Source organism: Mycobacterium genavense ATCC 51234, from assembly GCF_000526915.1.
Lineage (GTDB): Bacteria > Actinomycetota > Actinomycetes > Mycobacteriales > Mycobacteriaceae > Mycobacterium > Mycobacterium genavense.
This window is the reverse complement of sequence record NZ_JAGZ01000002.1, coordinates 292,736-312,710: the sequence shown is the minus strand read 5'-3', so window position 1 is coordinate 312,710 and position 19,975 is coordinate 292,736. Positions and strand designations below refer to the sequence as shown.

Here is a 19,975-nt window from a genome sequence, read left to right as displayed (position 1 = left end):
TCACAACGTACCGCCAACAACGGCCGATAATCGCCCACTTCACCGATTTTTGCGGTAGCGACAATATACGGCCCGCTGGGTGGCTAGGATGCGGCAAAGACTCACACGACGGGGAGCGGAATGTAGTGCGAATTCTCGTAACTGGCGGGGCGGGCTTTCAGGGCAGCCATCTGTCCGAGGCCCTGCTCGTCGGCGGACACCGCGTGACCGTCCTCAACACATTGAGCATTGCTGCCAAACGAAATTTGCGTGTTTTCGAGATGAACGAATCGGCCGACATCGTGTTCGGCTCGGTGATCGATTGGGAATTGGTCAGCAAGACCGCGCGCGACCACGACGTCATTTTCCATCTGGCGGCAAACGTCAACGTGAACAAGTCACTTGACGATCCGAAAAGGTTCCTCGAGACCAATGTGATGGGCACCCACCATATTCTCGAGGCCGCGCGCGAGCACGGGTCACGAGTCATCTACGCGTCGACCTGCGAGGTGTACGGCGACGGGCACAGCCTCGGCGCCGACGCGCAGCTCGACGAAACCGCCGAGCTGCGACCGAACAGCCCCTACGCCGTGTCGAAGGCCGCCGCCGACCGGCTGTGCTACTCGTACTTCCGCTCCTTCGGCATGGACATCACAATGGTGCGGCCCTTCAACATCTTTGGCGAGCGGCAGAAGAGCGGGGCGTTCGGCGCGCTGATCCCGATCCTGGTGCGCCGCGCGATCGCGGGTCTGGACCTCACCGTCTTCGGTGACGGCTCGGCCACCCGGGACTACCTTCACGTCAGCGACGCGGTGAACGCCTACCTGCTGGTGCTCGACACCCCGGACCTCGAGGGCCGCGCCATCAATTTCGCCAGCGGCACCAATACCCGGGTGCGCGACATCGCCGCATACATCGGCGCGAAATTCGGCACCCGCGTGGTCAACGGACCCGCCCGTCCGGGCGAGGTGAGCCGATTCCCCGCCGGCATCGCCTTGGCGCAAAGCCTCGGCTTCGCACCGAAGGTCGACATCTGGGAAGGGATCGACCGCTACATCGAGTGGGCAAAAGAGCAGCCGCAACAACTAGCCGGCTAGTTTGACCGCGCGCCAGCGCAGCCGCCCGCCGCGGACCTCGACCTCGACGTATCCAAATCCCGCCGCGCGCAAGCGATCCGGCAAGGTGTCCGGTGGCACGGTGTTGCAGATGTCGCGGAAATGCAGGATCCGGGACCGCAACGAATTCACGCTGTCGCTGCCGGCGAACACGCCACCGGGGCGCAGCACGCGGAACGCCTCGGCGAACAGCTTGTCCTGCAGCTCGACCGTCGGGACGTGGTGCAGCATCGTGAACGACACCACCGAGCTGAACTCGTCGACCGGCAACCCGGTATTGGTGGGGTCGCCGTTGATGATTCGCACCCGGTCGCCGTAGCGGCGCTGCAGACGCTGCGCCATCGGGGTGTCGAGTTCGACCGAGGTGACCCTCGGCGTCTTGTCGACCAGCACCCGCAGGATGGCGCCGTAGCCAGGCCCGATCTCCAGGGTGTTGTCGCCCAGGTCGACGTCGGCCAGCGCCCAGGGCAGCAGATCGTCTTCGACTGCCTTAGCCCAGCGGTCCGAGCTGCAAATCCGTCGGTGCGCGAGATTCATGGCCATGGAAAAACGTTAGCCCAGTAGCGCAATAGCATTTATCGGATGGAGTCGCGTTGGGTCCTGCACCTGGACATGGACGCGTTCTTCGCCTCCGTCGAGCAGCTCACCCGCCCGACGCTGCGCGGCCGGCCGGTGCTGGTCGGCGGGCTGGGCGGCCGGGGAGTGGTGGCCGGCGCGAGCTACGAGGCGCGGGTGTTCGGGGCCCGTTCGGCCATGCCGATGCACCAGGCCCGCCGCATGGTGGGCCGACTCGGTCCGGCGACCGTCGCCGAAACCGCGGTCGAGTCCCACATGTCGGTGGACGCCGGCGAGCTGTGCGGGGCCTATCGGATCGTGGTGATGCGGACGGGATATGCCGAGGGTCTGTATCGGGGTCTTTCTTACGCGGCGGGGCCGGATGCGGCCACTGTGTACCCGCCGCACGGTCGCGCGTCGGGAAAGTGGAGTGCCGGAAGCAGATTCATCTCGTTCAAGATCGAGCGGTCCGCCGCCGACGACGCGCTCAGCGATGCACTGGACTGGCAGGTGATGTCCCAGCCCGACTTCTCGCCGGTTATGCGGACCGATTCCGCCCCGACCCGAAGCTGGATCAACATGATGGCGCTGTTCAAGGAACAGGTCTTCCGGCCCGACAGTGTGCTGAACCAGCCGCTGGTCGGATTGCCGTTCGTCGACAGCTTGGTCCGCGGGTTTCTACTCGCGGCCGACCATCCCCACCGCGAAGCTCTTGCCAAAGACGTCCGGTTGTTCGCACCCCGCGCGATTCGATCGGCGATCGAAATCATCGAAGAGGAGGCGCATCTCCCGCTGACCTTGGCGTCGATCGCCACCCGGACCCACATCAGCGTGCGGACTTTGCAGCAGGGTTTTCAGCGGCACCTGGACACCTCGCCGATGGCCTATCTGCGCGAGGTCCGACTGCGGCGGGCCCACCAGGCGCTGCTGAGGTCGGACCCGTCGCAGGTGACCGTCGCCTCGGTCGTCTATCGCTGGGGTTTCACCAACCTCGGCCGGTTCGCCGCGGCCCACTCCGCCCGCTACCGTGAGACGCCGACGGAGACCTTGCGCCGCAAGGCGTTCCAACGCTTCACCACCGAAGAACGGAATCACCTGAGATCCGCTCGCCGGTGTTAGGTTGCGCCTCCCAGCTACGACGATTTGGACTGGAGGTAACCGGATGACGGCAGACAACTGCGCTTGGGTGGCCGTGCGGTCGCTGGAAGACTTCGGCGCGTTGCGCACCAGCCAGTCGGCGACGCCGTCGCACTGGTGGCCCGATATCGGGCCACACGGCGACACGGGCTCGTTCTCGTTCATGCACCGGATGCGCCGCCTCGGCCCGATTACCGTGCTGGACATCAATTTTCACGACGACGTGTGGGTGAACGGCAGGGAGGTTCGTCCGCACTATCATGTCACGGTGCCGGCCGCGGCGTCCGTGATGGGCAAGGATAGCCGTCCGTGCTTCGTCCGGAACCGGGCTAGGTGGGGGTATACGGCCGGGAGGGCAAGGCCTGCGTCTCCCGTTACGTCGGCCGGATGCTGGCGGTGATGATCGATCGGCACGCCGTCGAGGATGCGCTCGCCGGCGCGCTGAGACGTTCCATCACTTCCCAGATCGACTGCCGGCCGGTCATAGCGACGACGGCTCCGGCGGTCCGCAGCTGGCTCACCATGGTGTCGTTGTTCACCGAACAACTGTTCGAGCCCGGCAGCCCACTGCAGCAGCCGATGGTCGGATTGCCGTTCGCCGAGAGCATCGTCCACGGCCTGCTGCTCGCCACCGACCACTCCTACCGGGCGGCACTGGAAGCCGAGCCTGAGCCGCCCGCGGTCCGGGCCGCGATCGACGTCATTGAGACCGAGGCGGACCAACCGCTGACGGCCTCGGTGCTGGCCGAGCGCAGCTATGTGAGTGTCCGCACGCTACAGCAAGGTTTTCGCGATCACCTCGGTGTCACCCCGATGGCGTACCTGCGCGCACTGCACTACGCAATCTGTCCAACGGAGCGCGCGCAGTGGCTACTTCATTTGCTTTGTGCCCCTTAGTGTTAACGACGTGCATAGCCGCGCCGCGATCGCGCTGACGCCCATCCTGATGGTGGTGGCGTTGTTGTGGTGGGAGACAACGAGTTCCGCGGGGTTGACGTTCGGCAGGGCCAAGCACGAGGCAAACACGCCGGGTCCGGTGCCGCTGAGCGCCACCGAGTACCCGGCCCCGACAGCCCGCACCGAGGACAACGATGCGCGCCGGGCGCTGATCACGTCGGGAATATTCGGCAGGACCAGTCCCGACGTGGTCGCCGCCCTGTCCGGGAAGCTGCATCTCGAGAACTTCTCACCGGGTCGGGTGATGAGCGCGCGAAGTGACTTCGGCGGCTACGTGTACGTGATCGTCCGCGGGAAGGTCAAGGCCTGCTACCGGCGATCCAGCGGCGACGAGATCGTGCTCAACATTCTGGGGCCCTCGGAAATATTCGGTGCCATCACGCTTTTCGACCCGGGTCCACAAGACATGAGCATGATCACGCTCACCGAAGTGCTGGCAATGCCGATCGCCCGTGATCAGCTCCTGACGTGGATGGTCCAACGCCCGGAAGTGTGCGATCAGGTGCTGCGGCTGTTCGCGCGGTGGGTGAAGGCGATGACGAACTCGTTGGTCGACTTCGGGTTTGCCGACGCGCAGGGCCGCGTCGCGAGCCGGTTGTTGTCGCTACGAAAACGGTTCGGCCGCCACGACGGTGATGTCGTGCGGGTGGTACACGATCTCAGCGCCGACGACTTCTCTTCGCTGGCCGGCGTCGATCTGGAGACCATCGGTGTGACACTTCGCGGATTCGAGGCCAACGGCTGGATCCGTCTGGAGGGCGACAGCATCGTCATCGTCGACGGGCACGCTCTTAGTCAGGTACGGCAGGTGAGTATGGGGGAGGTTTGTAATGTTTGATCGATTTGCGTTGGGGGATTTGACTGTTCGAGTTCTCGGCGCACCCATGGCGGGGGGCCCGTCGACCCCAGCCTTGGCGGCCGCCGTGTCCAACGGTGGCGGTCTGGGATTTCTGGCCGGGGGCATGCTGTCGGCCGAAGAGCTGGCCGATGCGATCCTGGCGGCCCGCAGGCTGACCTCGGGCCCACTGGGCGTGAATCTGTTTGTGCCCCAAGCGCGGGTTGCCACTCCCGACGAGTTGGGCACGTTCGCGGCGGCGCTGGAGGACGAGGCCGAATTCTACGGCGTGGCGCTGGGCGAACCGCACGGCGGCGACGACGACGAGTACGCGGCGACGCTCGACGTGGTGTGCGATCTGCGGCCGGAGGTAGTTTCCTTCACGTTCGGCTCGCCGAGCGAGGCGGCGTGCATACGACTCGGCGACGCCGGCATCCTGACCCTGGTCACGGTGACCACGGTGCGAGAAGCGTTGATCGCGGTCAGCTTTGGGGTGAGTGGGCTGGTGGCGCAGGGACCCGATGCGGGCGGACATCGGGCTACGTTCGACCAGATCGCCGCGCCGGCCACCGACCCTCTCGACGATCTGGTGTCGGCATTGGTCGCCTGCTTCGACTGTCCGGTCGTCGCGGCCGGGGGGCTGGGGACTCCCGCCGCGGTGCGGCAGGTGCGGGACGCGGGTGCGTCGGCGGTGCAGATCGGGACGGCGTTCCTGCTCGCCGACGAGGCCGGGACAAACCTGGTGCACCGTGCGGCATTGCGCGATCCGCAGTTCACCGAAACCGTCGTGACGCGCGCGTTCACCGGGCGGTATGCCCGCGCGTTGCGCAACCGATTCATCGACAAGCACGACGCTGACGCGGTGTTCGGCTTTCCCCAGGCAGCCATGATCACCGGTCCCATCCAGGCGGCCGCGGTGAAGCTGGGCGACCCGCACGGCGTCGGCATGTGGACCGGCGCGGCGTTCGGCCACCTACGAACCGGTTCGGCAACCGACATCGTGCAAGAGCTGGCGGGCTGACCGCCTGGCGGAAAGGTACTGACCATGGGACGCACGGAGCAGAAGGTCGCGATCGTCACCGGTGCCTCACGCGGAATCGGCGCCGGCCTGGTCGAGGCGTACCGCAAACACGACTACCGGGTGATCGCCAACTCGCGAGCCATCGAGGAGTCGCCGCATCCCGAAGTGGTCAGCGTCGCAGGCGATATCGCCGACCCGCGGACGGCGGAGCGAATCATCGAGGAGGCGCTGGCGCGGTTCGGCCGGATCGACACGCTGATCAACAACGCGGGGGTGTTCATCCCGAAACCCTTCACCCTCTACACCTACGACGACTACGCACTGATCACCTCGGTGAACACCGCGGGCTTCTTCGGGATCACGCAGCAGGTGGTCGCCCAGCTGCTCGCTCAGGGCGAGGGAGGCCACGTCATCACCATCGCTGCAACGCTGGCCGAGCAGGCACACACCGTCGTACCCTCGGCCTTGACGGCATTGACCAAAGGCGGCCTGATCGCGGCGACGAAATTGCTGGCGATCGAATACGCCGCCAACGGAATCCGGTTCAACGCAATATCTCCCGGCGTCATCGACACTCCCATGCACAGCGGCGTCGATGCGGTCACCGCGTACGCGGGGATGCATCCGCAGCACCGGATCGGCACCGTCAGCGACATCGTGCACGGTGCGCTGTATCTCGAGGCGGCGTCCTTCGTCACCGGCGAGATCCTGCACGTCGACGGCGGCCAGAGCGCCGGCCGCTGAGGGATCGGAGCCAATGTGGTTGTTCCCGAAGACAATACCTTCGACGTCGTGATCGTCTGCTTCGGCGCGGCGGGCGCGTGCGCGGCCATCGCCGCGGCCGAGCGTGGTGCCCGGGTGCTTGTGGTGGATCGGTCGGTCGGCGGAGGTGCCACGGTCTTGTCGCGTGGCGTGGTGTACGCGGGTGGCGGAACGCGCTATCAGCGAGTCGCCGGCTTCGAAGACACCCCGCAGAACATGTTCGACTATCTGCGCCAAGAGGTCGACGGCGCGGTCGACGACGAGACCCTGCGCACGTTCTACGCCGGTAGCGCGCAACGGCTTTCGTGGCTGGAGCGGCACGGCGCCCGGTTCGCCGGCCCGATGGGCGACAACAAGATGTGCTACCCGACCGACGATCGGCACAACCTGTTTTTCTCCGGCAGCGAGCGCGCCTACCCCTACCGACTGCACGCCACACCGGTTCCGCGCGGACACCGGCAGGTCGGCAAGGGCATGGGCTTCGGTCGCGCGCTTTACCGCGCGCTGCGCCGCTCCGCCGAAGGACTGGGCGTCCAGTTCCTGCCGCTGACCCGCGTCGAGGAAGTGGTGATGGCAGACGGCCGAGTGGCGGGGCTGCGTTGTCGCACCGTGACGGACTTCAATCCGTTGCTGCTGCAGCACTATTGGCGCACGGCGCCGTTACGGCACAAGTTGACCAACTGGGCTCCCAACGTCGGGCGTGCGTTTCCCACCGGGGCGGCCCGACTCTGGCGGCGCATGATCGAGCTGATGCTGGTTACACCGAACGTGATCCTGGCCGCCGGCGGATTTGCGTTCAATCGCGACATCGTTCAATCGCGACATGTTGCCGCGTTACGCACCATCCTTTGCCGGGATAACCCCGGTGGGAACACCGGCCGACGACGGCAGCGGCATCATGCTCGGGACCGGGGTCGGGGGAGCGACCGCACAGCTGAACAGCGTGGCCGCCTGGTGGTTTCCTTGTCCGCCCTCGTCGATGCTGCACGGCATCGCCGTCGAACTCAGCGGCGAACGCATCGCCAACGAAGACCTGTGCGGTGCCACCCACGCCGGCATCATGGTGGCCAAGTTCGGCGGACGCGGATTCATCGTTCTCGATTCGCTGATGTGGAAGCGGGCGCGGACCGAGCTGGTGACCAGCCGGACTTCGCCGCTGCTACGACTGCACATGTCGCTCGTTTTCAGTGCCGATCATCGCAAGGCCGCCACGTTGGCCGAACTTGCTGCAGGGCTAGGCATTTCGACATCGGGCTTGGTCGCCACGGTGGCGGCCTACAACGACGCCGCCGAGGCGGCGCGCGAAGATCCCGCGCACAAGACGCCGTCGATGTGCCGCCCGCTCAGGCATCCGCCGTACTACGGCATCGATATAATCCTGCGGGGATCGCTGGCCTACTTCGTTCCCGGCATGACGTTGGGTGGCTTGCAGGTGGACGGGGCGACCGGTCAGGTATTGGACGAGGCGAGGTCTCCCATTCGCGGGCTCTACGCCGCCGGCCGCACCGCGGTGGGTGTGTGTTCGAACTCCTATGTCAGTGGACTGTCGCTGGCGGACTGCGTGTTCTCAGGCATCCGGGCGGGTGAACACGCCGCGATTAGCAGCCTCACCGGGATGCACGAATTGTTCAGGGGGGCAACCGGTGTCGACTGATTACCGCGCGGATGGCGCTACCTGATCATGTTGTTCGAGATAGCGCTGCCCAAATACGTGGTGTGGCTGTCGGTGACCCGGCTTCCGTACCGTGTGACCGAACGAAGAATCACCTCCGCGGCCCTGGTGTTCGGCAGAAGCCGAGCATGACGGTCAAGAAGCAGCCGCGCAAGATGCTGCAGTCCATCATCGACAAGGCGAACGACTAGCGACGGCTAGATGTCACCGGTGCCCGCAAGACTGGGGCCATGCTCGACTTGATCCTGCCGCTGGAGTGCGGCGGCTGCCGGACCCCGTCGGCGCGCTGGTGCGATGCGTGCGCCAGGGAACTCGTCGTCAAGCCCGACGAACCGCACCTGATCAACCCGCGCATCGATCCACGCGCACCGGTGTTCGCACTCGGGCGCTACGTCGGTGCCCGTCGCCAGGCGATTCTCGCGATCAAGGAGCACGGCCGCGGGGATCTGGTCGTGCCGTTGGCCCAGGCGCTGGCCGTCGGCGTGCACCGGCTGCTGGCGTGGGGCATCGTCGAGACCCCGTTGACGATCGTGCCCGCGCCGACCCGGCGCTCGGCGGCGCGGCGGAGACCCGGTCGCCCGGCTGGCGCAAGCCGCGGTGTCCCGGCATCCGGATGTCGGCGTCCGTGCGGCCTTGCGCGTGAAGGCACTGACCCGCGACTCGGTGGATCTCGGCACCGCCGAACGCGAGCGCAACGTCGCGGGCCGGGTATCGCTGCGCGGCCGGCCGCCGCACACCGAGGTGCTGCTCGTCGACGACATCGTCACCACCGGCGCGACGGCGTCCGAGTCGGTGCGGGTGTTGTCCGCGGCGGGAGTGCGCGTGGCGGCGGTGCTGGCCATCGCGGCGGCCTGAGTCGGCCAATCTCGGGATAAACCAGTAAAGTTGCCAAGAAGACGTGGAGAACTCGCTACGGGTTCATCAAATCGGTGGCACGGCGAGGCGAACACGAGCTAACGTCGAGAACAACCTTCAACAACTCTTCGGGACCTACCGGTTCCGACTCGCGGGTCGCGATTTCGCACGTTGAGACCGCACTACGGAGGGGGTGAGTATTCGACACCTTGCGACGGCGGGCTGCCTGCGGCGGTGACAGTTTCGACACCGCTTCCAACCCCGTCGGAGCTTTCTCATCAACGCCAAGAGAAACGAGTTGTCACGTATGCCAAGGCTAACCGTGGATTCCACTCAGCTTCTGGACGAACTACCGGCACGGGCCGACACGCAGGAACCCGGGACAACCGCCGAGGTTGTCTTCAAGGGCCGCAACGTCGAGATCCCCGAACACTTCCGCGTCTATGTCTCGCAGAAACTCGCTCGCTTGGAACGATTCGACAAGACCATCTACCTCTTCGATGTCGAACTCAAGCATGAACGCAACCGTCGCCAACGCAAGTCCTGTCAGCGCGTGGAGATCACCGCGCGGGGCCGTGGCCCGGTAGTCCGCGGCGAGGCGTGCGCTGACAGCTTCTATGCCGCGCTCGAATCGGCAGTGGTGCGGCTGGAAAGCCGGCTGCGCCGCGGCAAGGACCGCCGCAAGGTGCACTACGGCGAAAAGACGCCCGTGTCCCTGGCCGAGGCCACCGCGGTGACCCCACCGGAAATGGCGTTCCGCAACAACCACGCCCCCGAGCCGGCGCACCAACACGACGGCGACGAGGATCGAGACCATCAGCCGGGCCGGGTGGTGCGCACCAAGGAACACCAGGCCACCCCGATGTCGGTCGACGACGCGCTCTACGAGATGGAGCTCGTCGGGCACGACTTCTTCTTGTTCTACGACAAGCAGACCGAGCGGCCGTCCGTCGTCTACCGCCGTCACGCCTACGACTACGGACTGATCAGGCTGTCCTGAGGATCGGGGGCCATCAGCAGGTCGTCCCCTACGATGGGAGTCGCCTCATCGGAAAACCAGACTCCTACCCACAGGGGACCTAGCTGTGCTGTCGAAGCTGCTGCGCCTTGGCGAAGGTCGCATGGTCAAGCGCCTCAAGCGCGTGGCCGACTATGTCAACACGTTGTCTGACGACGTCGAGAAACTCACCGACGCGGAGCTGCGGGCCAAGACCGACGAGTTCCGCAGCCGCCTCAACGACGGCGAAACCCTCGACGACCTGCTGCCCGAGGCGTTCGCGGTGGCGCGCGAAGCGGCCTGGCGGGTGCTGGATCAGCGTCCGTTCGACGTGCAGGTGATGGGGGCGGCCGCCCTGCACCTGGGCAACGTCGCCGAGATGAAGACCGGTGAGGGCAAGACGCTGACCTGCGTGCTGCCGGCCTACCTCAACGCGCTGGCCGGCAAGGGCGTGCACATCGTCACCGTCAACGACTACCTGGCCAAACGTGACAGCGAGTGGATGGGCCGGGTGCACCGCTTCCTGGGCCTGCAGGTCGGGGTGATCTTGGCCAACATGACCCCCGACGAGCGACGGGTGGCCTACAACGCCGACATCACCTACGGCACCAACAACGAGTTCGGCTTCGACTACCTGCGCGACAACATGGCGCACTCGGTCGACGACATGGTGCAGCGCGGACACGCCTTCGCGATCGTCGACGAGGTCGACTCCATCCTGATCGACGAGGCCCGCACGCCGCTGATCATCTCCGGGCCCGCCGACGGCGCGTCGAACTGGTACCTCGAGTTCGCCCGGCTGGCCCCGCTGATGCAAAAGGACACCCATTACGAGGTGGACCTGCGTAAACGCACCGTCGGTGTGCACGAACTCGGGGTGGAGTTCGTCGAGGACCAGCTCGGCATCGACAACCTGTACGAGGCCGCCAACTCCCCGCTGGTCAGCTACCTGAACAACGCGCTGAAGGCCAAGGAGCTGTTCCACCGCGACAAGGACTACATCGTCCGCGACGGCGAGGTGCTGATCGTCGACGAGTTCACCGGTCGCGTGCTGATCGGCCGCCGCTACAACGAGGGCATGCACCAGGCCATCGAGGCCAAGGAGCACGTCGAGATCAAGGCCGAGAACCAGACGCTGGCCACGATCACGCTGCAGAACTACTTCCGGCTCTACGACAAGCTGGCCGGGATGACCGGTACCGCCCAGACCGAGGCGGCCGAGCTGCACGAGATCTACAAGCTCGACGTGGCCAGCATCCCGACCAACAAGCCGATGATCCGCACCGACCAGTCCGACCTGATCTACAAGACCGAAGAGGCCAAGTACATCGCGGTGGTCGACGACGTCGCCGAACGCTACGAGAAGGGCCAGCCGGTCCTGATCGGCACCACCAGCGTCGAGCGCTCGGAGTACCTGTCGCGGCAGTTCACCAAGCGGCGCATCCCGCACAACGTGCTCAACGCGAAGTATCACGAGCAGGAAGCCGGCATCATCGCGGTGGCCGGGCGCCGGGGCGGCATCACGGTGGCCACCAACATGGCCGGCCGCGGTACCGACATCGTGCTGGGCGGCAACGTCGACTTCCTCACCGACCAGCGGCTGCGCGCCCGCGGCCTGGACCCGGTCGAGACGCCCGACGAGTACGAGGCGGCCTGGCACGAGGAGTTGCCCAAGGTCAAAGAGGAAGCCAGCGCCGAGGCCGCCGAAGTGATCGAGGCCGGCGGGTTGTACGTGCTGGGCACCGAACGCCACGAGTCGCGCCGCATCGACAACCAGCTGCGCGGCCGCTCGGGCCGGCAGGGTGACCCGGGCGAGTCCCGCTTCTACCTGTCGCTCGGCGACGAATTGATGCGCCGGTTCAACGGCGCCGCCCTGGAATCGTTGTTGACCAGGCTGAACCTGCCCGACGACGTGCCGATCGAAGCCAAGATGGTCACCCGCGCCATCAAGAGCGCGCAAACCCAGGTCGAGCAGCAGAACTTCGAGGTCCGCAGGAACGTCCTCAAGTACGACGAGGTGATGAACCAGCAGCGCAAGGTGATCTACGCCGAGCGCCGCCGCATCCTCGAGGGCGAGAACCTGCAGGAACAGGCGTTCGAGATGGTGCGCGACGTCATCACCGCCTATGTGAACGGGGCGACCAGCGAGGGCTACGCCGAGGACTGGGACCTCGACGCGTTGTGGTCGGCGCTGAAGACGCTGTACCCGGTCGGGATCGAACACGAGTCGCTCACCCGTCGCGACGCGTACTCCGAGCATGACGACCTCACCCGCGAGGAGTTGCTCGAAGCGCTCATCAAGGACGCCGAAAGGGCTTATGCCACAAGGGAAGCCGAGCTGGAGCAAATCGCCGGCGAGGGGGCGATGCGGCAGCTGGAACGCAACGTGCTGCTCAACGTGATCGACCGCAAGTGGCGCGAGCACCTCTACGAGATGGACTACCTCAAAGAGGGCATCGGGCTGCGCGCGATGGCGCAGCGCGACCCGCTGGTCGAGTACCAGCGCGAGGGTTACGACATGTTCATGGCCATGCTCGACGGCATGAAGGAGGAGTCGGTCGGCTTCTTGTTCAACGTCAGCGTGGAGGCTGTCCCCGCGCCGCAGGTCGCCCCGGTGCAGACGCCGGACGGGCTGGCCGAGTTCGCGACCGCCGCCGCTGCTGCCGCCCAGCAGGAGGGCGACTCCGGTGCCACGCCCGCACCGGAGCCCGAGCGGGCTCCAAGTATGTTGCGCGCCAAGGGTATTGACAGCGAAGCTCTCGCGCTGACGTACTCCGGTCCGGCGGAGGACGGTTCGGCGGAGGTTCAGCGCAATGGCGGTGGCGCGCAGAAGACCCCGGCCGGGGTGCCCGCCGGCGCCAGCCGGCGCGAGCGCCGCGCCGCCGCCCGCCAGCAAGGCCGGGGCGCCAAACCGCCGAAGTCGGTCAATAAGCGCTGATCGTCACCCTAGCGCCCCGGCGATTTGAGGCATAAGCCTCATGCGCCGGCCCGGGACCGCCGCGCAGCATCGGCGCATGACTACGTTGCACACTCCCGCCGATGCGGCCTCGGCCGTCCTGCACGACGCCGTGTTGCACCCCGGCGACGACGAAAGATTCGCCGGCTTCGGGGTTTTGGGGCTTCCCTTCGCCAGCGGGCACTATCTCGCGCTGCGCTGCATACCGACGTCGTCGTTCGCGCCCGGCTACCGATCGGTGTGGCATCGCGACGCGGCCGGGGTGTGGACGTTTTACGCGACGAGCCCCGGCGAACTCAGTTGCTCGCGCTTCTTCAGTGCGGCCACGCCGAACGACGCCGTGCGGTGCGACATCGACGTCGCGTGGGTCACCCCGTGGTCGTTGTTCGTCCGGATCGCCGGCTTGCTGGAGTGGCAGCTCGACCTCGGTACCAGCCCGTCCACCAGGTTGATGAGCGGGATCGCCCCGCGGCTGTCCGGCTGGGCATGGAGTAATCGGCTGGCGCTCGCTGCCCTCGGCCGGATCGCCGGACCGATGATGGGCACCGGGCGGGTCCGGCTGTCCGGCAGCGCACCCAACGGTCAGCGATTCATGATCGCCTCCAAACGATTCTGAGCCGTCACCGAGTCGCGCGCGGTGTGGCGCGGCGCGGACCTCGGCGCCGTCGCACCGCTGCCGCAGCAGTCGCGCCTGGCCGACTTCTGGGGGCCTCAGCGCGGGCTCTTCGTGACCGGGGGTGGGCCGGCTGGAGGTGTTCGACCCGAGCCGCCACCACGCCGTAGGGCGCACAATTTCGATTTGCTGACGCGGTCGCGACCGAAGGGGACAATGAGCCGATGGTGTCGCATGCAGCCGAGCCGGCGTCGGTCGGCGAGGCGCCCAGCCGGGCCGAGCTGCTGGCGGCGCTGTCCGTGGCTATCGATCTTGGTCTGGGACAGCTCGCCGAGCACATGCTGCGTGCGGCGACGATCGCGACCCGGCTGGCGGATCGGTTGGGGCTCACCGGCGCCCAGCGGGATTGCGTCTACTACACGACGCTGGTCATGTGGATTGGGTGTCACGCCGACTCGCATGAATACGCGCGGTGGTTCGGCGACGACATCGCGGTGCGGCATGACTCGTACCTGGTCGACTGGTCCGGGCTGCCCTACTGGCGGTTCCTGTTGGGCAACATCGGCCGTGGTCAGCCGTTGACGCAGCGGCTGACCATTATGGCGACGCTGTTCGCCAACGCGCGCGGCCAGTTGTCCCGGCTGATCCACTCGCACTGCACCTCCGCGGCGCTGCTGGCGGATCGCATCGGCCTGGGTCCCGACGTGCAGGCCTCGTTCGTCTTCGCTTTCGAGCGCTACGACGGCGGTGGCCTGCCCGCCGGCGCGCACGGCGACGAAATTCCGATCCAGATGCGGGTTGCCCAGCTCGCCGAGATGGTGGAGGTGCACCACCGCACCTACGGGCTCGAGGGCGCCGTGGCGATGGCGCGCGGCCGCCGCGGTGGCCAGTTCGACCCGAAGGTCGTCGACACGTTCATCCACAACGCCGACGCGATCCTGGCCGGCCCCGCGCCCGGCGATGCGTGGCCCGCGGCACTGCGCGAGGCCCCCGACCGCCACCAACGGCTCGACGACAACGCGCTGGACGCGCTGCTGGTCGCGTTCGGAGACTTCGTCGACCTCAAATGTCCGTTCACGCTTGGACATTCGCGCGCGGTGGCGGGTCTTGCCGGCGACGCGGCGCTTGCGGCCGGGCTCGATGCCGACGCGGCGGCGCTGACTCGGCGGGCGGGCCATGTACACGACCTGGGCCGCATCGGGGTGTCGAACCAAATCTGGTCCAAGCCAGGCTCTTTGACCGCAGGCTAGTTCGAGCGGGTGCGGCTGCATCCCTATCTGACCGCCCGGATCCTCAACCAGGTCCGCGGTCTGGGCCGGCTGGCCGAAGTCGCCGGAAACCACCATGAATGCCTGAACGGGTCGGGATATCCACGCGGTCTTGCCGGTACCGCGCTGAGCTTGCCCGACCGTATCCTGGTCGCCGCGGTCAGTTACCAATCCGGTTGTGAACCAAGGCCATACCGCGCCGAAATGTCGCCCGGTGCCGCGGCCCGGCGGCTGCGCGAGCGGGTGAACGCCGGCGAACTCGACCCCGTCGCGGTCGACGCGGTGCTGCATGCCGCGGGCCAGCCCGCCCAGCGGCCCAAGCCGCGTCCGGGTGGACTCACCCCGCGTGAGATCGAAGTGCTTCGCCTGGTCGCAGGCGGCGCGTCGAACAAGGAAATCGCGGCGGCATTGGTGATCAGCGAGAAGACCGCGCGCAATCATGTGGGGCGGACATACGCGAAGATCGGCGTCTCAAATCGCATCGGGGCCAGCATGTATGCCCTGCAACAGGGGTTGTCAGCCCCGTAGCGGGTGGCGATGAAAATTGAGGCAGCTGCCCCATTCCATTACGCGAAATTCGGCGGACACTCAGTACATGAGTCGATATTTGACAGTCTGTTACGGCGCAGTGGCTTATCTGCTGTTTTTGGTGTCGTTTACGTATGCAATCGGATCGTCGGCAGCATCTGGGTGCCGCGCAGTGTCGACAACGTGCTCTCGGCCCCCGTCGGCCTGGCGGTGCTGATCGATGTAGCGCTGCTTGGTGTTTTCGCGATCCAGCACAGCGTGATGGCGCGGCCCGCGTTCAAGCGGTGGTGGACGCGCTTTGTGCTGTCGTCGATCGAGCGCAGCACCTATGTGGTGCTGGCAAGCGGCGCGCTGCTGCTGCTTTACTGGCAGTGGCGGACCCTGCCGGGCATCGTGTGGGACGTGGGGCTGCCCGCGGGCCGGGTGCTGCTGTGGGCGTTTCTGGCTCGGTTGGGCGACGGTGTTCTTCTCCTCCTTCATGGTGAGCTACTTCGACCTGTTCGAGCTGCGGCAGGTATACCTGGCCTGGCGTGGAAAGCCTTACTGCGACTTGGACTTTCGTGTTAGGTATCTGTACCGGCTGGTGCGGCATCCGCTGATGCTGGGGTTTTTGATCGCGTTCTGGGCGACGCCGGTGATGACGGTCGGGCACCTGCTGTTCAGTGTCGCCACAACGGGTTACATTCTGATCGCGTTGCGGCTGGAAGAACACGACCTGGTCGAGGCACTGGGCGAGCAATACGTTGCCTACCGACGCGAGGTGCCGGCGCTGGTGCCGGGGGCACGCCGTCGTCCGAACGCGGCGGCGGGTCAGCACTAACCCTCGGGCAGCGTCGCGACGCGGTCCGGCCGGCAGCGCAAAGACCACTGGCAGAGGAGTAATGCGGTAATCGGTTGCGGATTCCCGGTATGTTGCGGATATGGATGTCAAGGAGGTGCTACTCCCGGGCGTCGGCCTGCGATATGAGTTCACCAGCCACCAGGGCGACCGGATCGGCATCATCGCGCGGCGCGGCGGCGACTTCGACGTCGTCCTGTACGGCTCCGACGACCCCGATCAGGCCCGGCCGGTGTTTCACCTCACCGACGAAGAGGCCGACACCATGGCCCAGATCCTGGGCGCTCCCCGCATCGCCGAGCGGTTCACCGAGCTGACCCGCGAGGTGCCGGGCCTGGAGGCGGGTCAGGTCGACATCGAGCCGGGCAGCCCGTTCGTCGACAAGCCGTTGGGGGACACCCACGCGCGCACCCGCACCGGGGCGTCGATCGTCGCGATCGTGCGCGACGAGGATGTGCTCGCCTCACCGGGTCCGGCCGAGATCCTGCGGGAGCGAGACGTTTTGATCGTCATCGGCACCGAAGACGGCATCTCTGCAGTAGAGCAGATCGTCGACAAGGGCTGAGCAAGTGCAAGTTTCGGGGGCGCTGCTGTTTCAGCTAGGCGCCCTGCTCGCCGCACTCGCGGTGCTGGGCGCCGTCTCGCGGCGGTTCGCACTGTCGCCGATCCCCGTCTATCTGATGGCCGGTCTTTCGCTGGGCAAGGGCGGCATCTGGCCGGTGGCCGCCGCCGGCGACTTCCTCATGACGGGCGCGCCCATCGGCGTCGTGCTGCTACTGCTGACCCTAGGGCTGGAGTTCTCCGCGACGGAGTTCGCCGCCAGCTTGCGTCACCACCTGCCCTCGGCCGGGGTCGACGTGGTTCTCAACGCCACCCCCGGAGCGGTCGCGGGGTGGCTGCTGGGCTTCGACGGCATCGCGATCCTGGCCCTGGCCGGGGTCACCTACATCTCGTCCTCGGGCGTGATCGCACGCCTGCTCGAGGACCTGCGCCGGCTCGGTAACCGCGAAACCCCGGCCGTGCTGTCGGTGCTGGTGCTCGAAGACTTCGCGATGGCCGCCTACCTGCCGCTGTTCGCGGTCCTCGCCTCGGGCGGCACCGGGCTGGAGGCGGTTGCCGGGATGGCCGTCGCGATCGGTGCCCTGTTCGCGGCGTTCTTCGCGTCGTACTACTGGGGCCATCACGTGGGCCGGCTGGTGGCGAACGCCGACTCGGAGCAGCTGTTGCTGCGGGTCCTCGGCGTCACCCTGATGGTGGCTGCGCTGGCCGAATCGCTGCACGCCTCGGCGGCCGTCGGCGCCTTCCTGGTCGGGCTCACCTTGACCGGTGACACCGCGAAACGGGCGCGCAACGTGCTGGTCCCGTTGCGCGACCTGTTCGCCGCGACGTTCTTCGTGGTGATCGGCCTGCAGGTGGACCCGCACGAGCTGGTTCCGATGCTGCCGGTCGCCCTGGCCCTCGCCGTCGTCACCGCCGCCACGAAGGTGGCCACCGGGATCTTCGCCGCGCGGCGCGACGGGGTTGCCCGGCGCGGCCAGTTGCGGGCCGGCACCGCGCTCGTCGCGCGGGGGGAGTTCTCGCTGATCATTATCGGATTGGTGGGCGCGACGATCCCCGCCGTGGCCGCGCTGGCGACGACGTATGTGTTCGTCATGGCGCTGCTGGGCCCGGTGCTGGCCCGGTTCTCCGGCGGGCCCCCGCCCGGGAGCGCCGCCGCACCGGCCTGACGCGTCACCCGATGTCCAGGGCCACCACCTGCCACCGCACCCCGCTGCCGGTGGGCAGCCGCTCCACCCGGGCGGCGATGGCGTGGACGCGATCCCCGCGGCTGTAGCAGCCGAACACCTCCGCAGCGCTCTGCGGATCCCGGTGCCCAACCGGTTGCAGCCGCATCCGGCGCAACACCGCGGCGGCCTGGCGCCCGGCACGCGATTGGCTGACCGCCAGCACGGAGTCGACGAGACCGGGCACCAGCAACGGCCGCAGCGCGGTCACCGGCCGGCGGTGGTCGATGACTTCCAGCACCCGGCGCAGCGCGGCGTCGGCGAACAGCGCGGCCTGGCGCATCGGCACCGACCAGGTCGGCGCCGTCGGCTCCGCTCGTCTGACGGCCCGCCCGCTGTACCGCGGCGCGCCGCCGGTCCTGCGCGCCACGGTCGACCGCCGGCATTCGGCGACGTTGCGCGGCACCTCCCGCGGCGGCGGTTCGTACTCGACGACGGGCACGACGGCGAAATCGCCACGGTGAGCGGGGTTTACGGGCCCGATGGTCAACGTGCACTCTCCAAGTCGACGGTGAACGAGCGATCTGCAGGAGAGTGGCAGACAATTGAATCTTTAATTGCCGGTCATCATCGCACAATTCGACATCGCGCGTACCCGCGCCGTGGTGCGCCCTAGCGGACGATTACGGTGAGCGAGAGCATCGGGGAACGCCAAGGATCGACCTAGGAGGCCAGGGCCGCAATGGTGACCCGGTTGTCCACAGCGGACGCGGCCTTCTACCGGCTGGAGAACACCGCCACCCCGATGTACGTCGGATCGCTGTCAATCCTGCAGCGCCCGCGGGCCGGACTGAGCTACGAGACGCTGCTGGCCACCGTAGAACAGCGACTCCCGCAAATACCCCGCTATCGCCAGAAGGTCCGCGAAGTGGCCGTCGGCATGGCCCGGCCGGTGTGGATCGACGACGCCGATTTCGACATCACCTACCACGTACGGCGCTCGGCGCTGCCGTCGCCGGGCAGCGACGAGCAGCTGCACGAGCTGATCGCCCGGCTGGCCGCCCGGCCACTGGACAAGACGCGGCCGCTGTGGGAGATGTACCTCGTCGAAGGCCTGGCCAAGAACCGGGTCGCGCTGTACACCAAGTCGCACCAGGCGCTGATCAACGGGTTGACCGCACTGGAGATCGGCCACGTGATCGCCGACCGGACCCGGCAGCCGGCGCCGTTCCCCGAAGACATCTGGATTCCGGAACGCGAGCCCGGCTCGACGCGGCTGTTGCTGGGTGCGCTCTCCGACTGGGTGGTGGGACCGGGCACGCAGCTGCAGGCGGTCGGCTCCGCGTTGGCCGGCGCAGCGACCAACTACGGCGAACTGCTCAACGTCGGCCGCCGGGTCTTCGATATCGCGCGCACCGTCGCGCGCGGCACCGCGCCGAGTAGCCCGCTCAATGCGCCCGTGTCACGCCATCGGCGGTTCACCGTCGCCCGCGGAAGTCTCGAGGACTTTCGGACGGTGCGCGCCCGATATGACCGCGACATCAACGACGTGGTGTTGGCCGTCGTGACCGGCGCCCTGGGCAACTGGCTGATGTCGCGCGGGGAAGGCGTGTCGTCGAGCGCGACCATCCGGGCGATGGCGCCGCTGTCGGTGTATGCCGAGGGCCAGCATGACTCGACCGGCCCGGGTCAGATCAGTCAGGTCACTCCGTTCCTGGTCGACCTGCCGGTGGGCGAGGGCAACGCGGTGGTGCGGCTTTCTCAGATCGCGCACGCCACCGAATCCAATCCGTCGGCCGCCCGTCTGGTCGACGCCCGCACCATCGTCACGTTGTCCGGTTTCGCGCCACCGACGCTGCACGCCATGCGCATCCGGGTTGCCACCAGTTTCTCGGCGCGGTTGTTCAACTTGCTGATCACCAATGCGCCCGGGGCGCAGTCGCAGATGTACGTGGCCGGGACGAAACTGCTGGAGACCTACGCGGTGCCGCCGCTGCTGCACAACCAGGCGCTGGCCATCGGTGTGACGTCGTACAACGGCACGCTGTATTTCGGAATCAACGCCGACCGCGAGGCGATGAGTGACGTCGACCTACTGCCGGCGTTGTTGCAGCAATCACTCGGGGAACTACTCGACGCTTCCCGCTAGTTGGTGGCGTTCAA

14 protein-coding genes and 6 pseudogenes are annotated in these 19,975 nt (G+C 67.0%); 18 read left to right on the top strand and 2 right to left on the bottom strand.

The window, feature by feature from the left end; all coding sequences use genetic code 11:
- Window positions 1-125: 125 nt before the first annotated feature.
- On the top strand, window positions 126-1,076 hold the full coding sequence (locus tag T428_RS26090) for a dTDP-glucose 4,6-dehydratase (RefSeq protein WP_036467244.1): 951 nt from the start codon (window positions 126-128) through the stop codon (window positions 1,074-1,076).
- On the opposite strand, the gene T428_RS26085 is transcribed toward T428_RS26090, so the two are convergent.
- A complete protein-coding gene (locus tag T428_RS26085; protein ID WP_036467242.1) occupies window positions 1,065-1,637 on the bottom strand; it encodes a class I SAM-dependent methyltransferase in 573 nt (190 codons plus the stop codon). The two genes, T428_RS26090 and T428_RS26085, sit on opposite strands and share 12 nt — an antisense overlap.
- 39 nt (window positions 1,638-1,676) lie before the next feature.
- On the opposite strand from T428_RS26085, the pseudogene T428_RS36000 reads away from it, so the two are divergent.
- The 16 genes and pseudogenes from T428_RS36000 to T428_RS0106105 form a co-directional block, all read left to right on the top strand.
- Window positions 1,677-2,273, top strand: a pseudogene (locus T428_RS36000) (Y-family DNA polymerase); the annotation flags it as partial.
- Window positions 2,271-2,768 carry a helix-turn-helix domain-containing protein gene (locus tag T428_RS35995; RefSeq protein WP_425411998.1) on the top strand — a complete coding sequence of 166 codons (498 nt, stop codon included), beginning with the start codon at window positions 2,271-2,273 and terminating at the stop codon, window positions 2,766-2,768. The pseudogene T428_RS36000 and the gene T428_RS35995, both read left to right, overlap by 3 nt.
- A 351-nt stretch (window positions 2,769-3,119) precedes the next feature.
- Window positions 3,120-3,683, top strand: coding sequence for a helix-turn-helix domain-containing protein (locus T428_RS26075; protein ID WP_156942869.1), 564 nt, complete (start codon window positions 3,120-3,122; stop codon window positions 3,681-3,683).
- Between the two features lie 10 nt (window positions 3,684-3,693).
- Window positions 3,694-4,581 carry a Crp/Fnr family transcriptional regulator gene (locus tag T428_RS26070; RefSeq protein ID WP_025735776.1) on the top strand — a complete coding sequence of 296 codons (888 nt, stop codon included), beginning with the start codon at window positions 3,694-3,696 and terminating at the stop codon, window positions 4,579-4,581.
- Window positions 4,574-5,599, top strand: a complete 1,026-nt coding sequence (locus T428_RS0106160) for a nitronate monooxygenase (protein WP_025735775.1) — start codon at window positions 4,574-4,576, stop codon at window positions 5,597-5,599. Before T428_RS26070 ends, T428_RS0106160 begins: the two co-directional genes overlap by 8 nt.
- A 24-nt stretch (window positions 5,600-5,623) precedes the next feature.
- A complete protein-coding gene (locus T428_RS0106155; protein ID WP_025735774.1) occupies window positions 5,624-6,343 on the top strand; it encodes an SDR family NAD(P)-dependent oxidoreductase in 720 nt (239 codons plus the stop codon).
- A gap of 15 nt (window positions 6,344-6,358) precedes the next feature.
- Window positions 6,359-6,907: pseudogene (locus T428_RS31755) on the top strand (FAD-binding protein); the annotation flags it as partial.
- Between the two features lie 319 nt (window positions 6,908-7,226).
- Window positions 7,227-8,015: an FAD-binding protein gene (locus tag T428_RS30940; RefSeq protein ID WP_051465138.1), complete on the top strand. Its 789-nt coding sequence runs from the start codon at window positions 7,227-7,229 to the stop codon at window positions 8,013-8,015.
- A gap of 248 nt (window positions 8,016-8,263) precedes the next feature.
- Window positions 8,264-8,888 (top strand): annotated as a pseudogene (locus T428_RS26060) (ComF family protein).
- Between the two features lie 322 nt (window positions 8,889-9,210).
- Window positions 9,211-9,888, top strand: a complete 678-nt coding sequence (gene hpf / locus T428_RS0106135; RefSeq protein WP_425411987.1) for a ribosome hibernation-promoting factor, HPF/YfiA family — start codon at window positions 9,211-9,213, stop codon at window positions 9,886-9,888.
- An 85-nt stretch (window positions 9,889-9,973) separates the two neighbouring features.
- On the top strand, window positions 9,974-12,823 hold the full coding sequence (secA, locus tag T428_RS0106130; RefSeq protein ID WP_025735772.1) for a preprotein translocase subunit SecA: 2,850 nt from the start codon (window positions 9,974-9,976) through the stop codon (window positions 12,821-12,823).
- Window positions 12,824-12,899: 76 nt separating this feature from the next.
- Window positions 12,900-13,647 (top strand): annotated as a pseudogene (locus T428_RS26055) (hypothetical protein).
- Window positions 13,648-13,678: 31 nt separating this feature from the next.
- Window positions 13,679-15,250 (top strand): annotated as a pseudogene (locus tag T428_RS26050) (HD domain-containing phosphohydrolase).
- Between the two features lie 67 nt (window positions 15,251-15,317).
- Window positions 15,318-16,070, top strand: a pseudogene (mddA, locus tag T428_RS26045) (methanethiol S-methyltransferase).
- Window positions 16,071-16,170: 100 nt separating this feature from the next.
- A complete protein-coding gene (locus tag T428_RS0106110; protein ID WP_025735771.1) occupies window positions 16,171-16,653 on the top strand; it encodes a cation:proton antiporter regulatory subunit in 483 nt (160 codons plus the stop codon).
- Between the two features lie 4 nt (window positions 16,654-16,657).
- On the top strand, window positions 16,658-17,815 hold the full coding sequence (locus tag T428_RS0106105) for a cation:proton antiporter (RefSeq protein WP_025735770.1): 1,158 nt from the start codon (window positions 16,658-16,660) through the stop codon (window positions 17,813-17,815).
- A 4-nt stretch (window positions 17,816-17,819) separates the two neighbouring features.
- On the opposite strand, the gene T428_RS0106100 is transcribed toward T428_RS0106105, so the two are convergent.
- The gene (locus tag T428_RS0106100; RefSeq protein WP_025735769.1) at window positions 17,820-18,362 is read right to left on the bottom strand and encodes an Rv3235 family protein; all 543 of its coding nucleotides are present in this window, start codon (window positions 18,360-18,362) and stop codon (window positions 17,820-17,822) included.
- 192 nt (window positions 18,363-18,554) lie between these two features.
- Here T428_RS0106100 and T428_RS0106095 point away from each other — a divergent pair, with 192 nt between their 5' ends.
- Complete coding sequence (locus T428_RS0106095) at window positions 18,555-19,961, top strand: WS/DGAT/MGAT family O-acyltransferase (protein ID WP_025735768.1); 1,407 nt, start codon at window positions 18,555-18,557, stop codon at window positions 19,959-19,961.
- The last annotated feature ends 14 nt before the right edge of the window (window positions 19,962-19,975 follow it).

Excerpts from the sequence above, each read along its gene's own strand:
- T428_RS26085 (WP_036467242.1), bottom strand. The coding sequence starts at position 1,637 with ATGGCCATGAATCTCGCGCACCGACGGATTTGCAGCTCGGACCGCTGG.
- T428_RS0106160 (WP_025735775.1), top strand. The coding sequence starts at position 4,574 with ATGTTTGATCGATTTGCGTTGGGGGATTTGACTGTTCGAGTTCTCGGC.
- T428_RS0106155 (WP_025735774.1), top strand. The coding sequence starts at position 5,624 with ATGGGACGCACGGAGCAGAAGGTCGCGATCGTCACCGGTGCCTCACGC.
- T428_RS0106110 (WP_025735771.1), top strand. The coding sequence starts at position 16,171 with ATGGATGTCAAGGAGGTGCTACTCCCGGGCGTCGGCCTGCGATATGAG.
- T428_RS0106095 (WP_025735768.1), top strand. The coding sequence starts at position 18,555 with ATGGTGACCCGGTTGTCCACAGCGGACGCGGCCTTCTACCGGCTGGAG.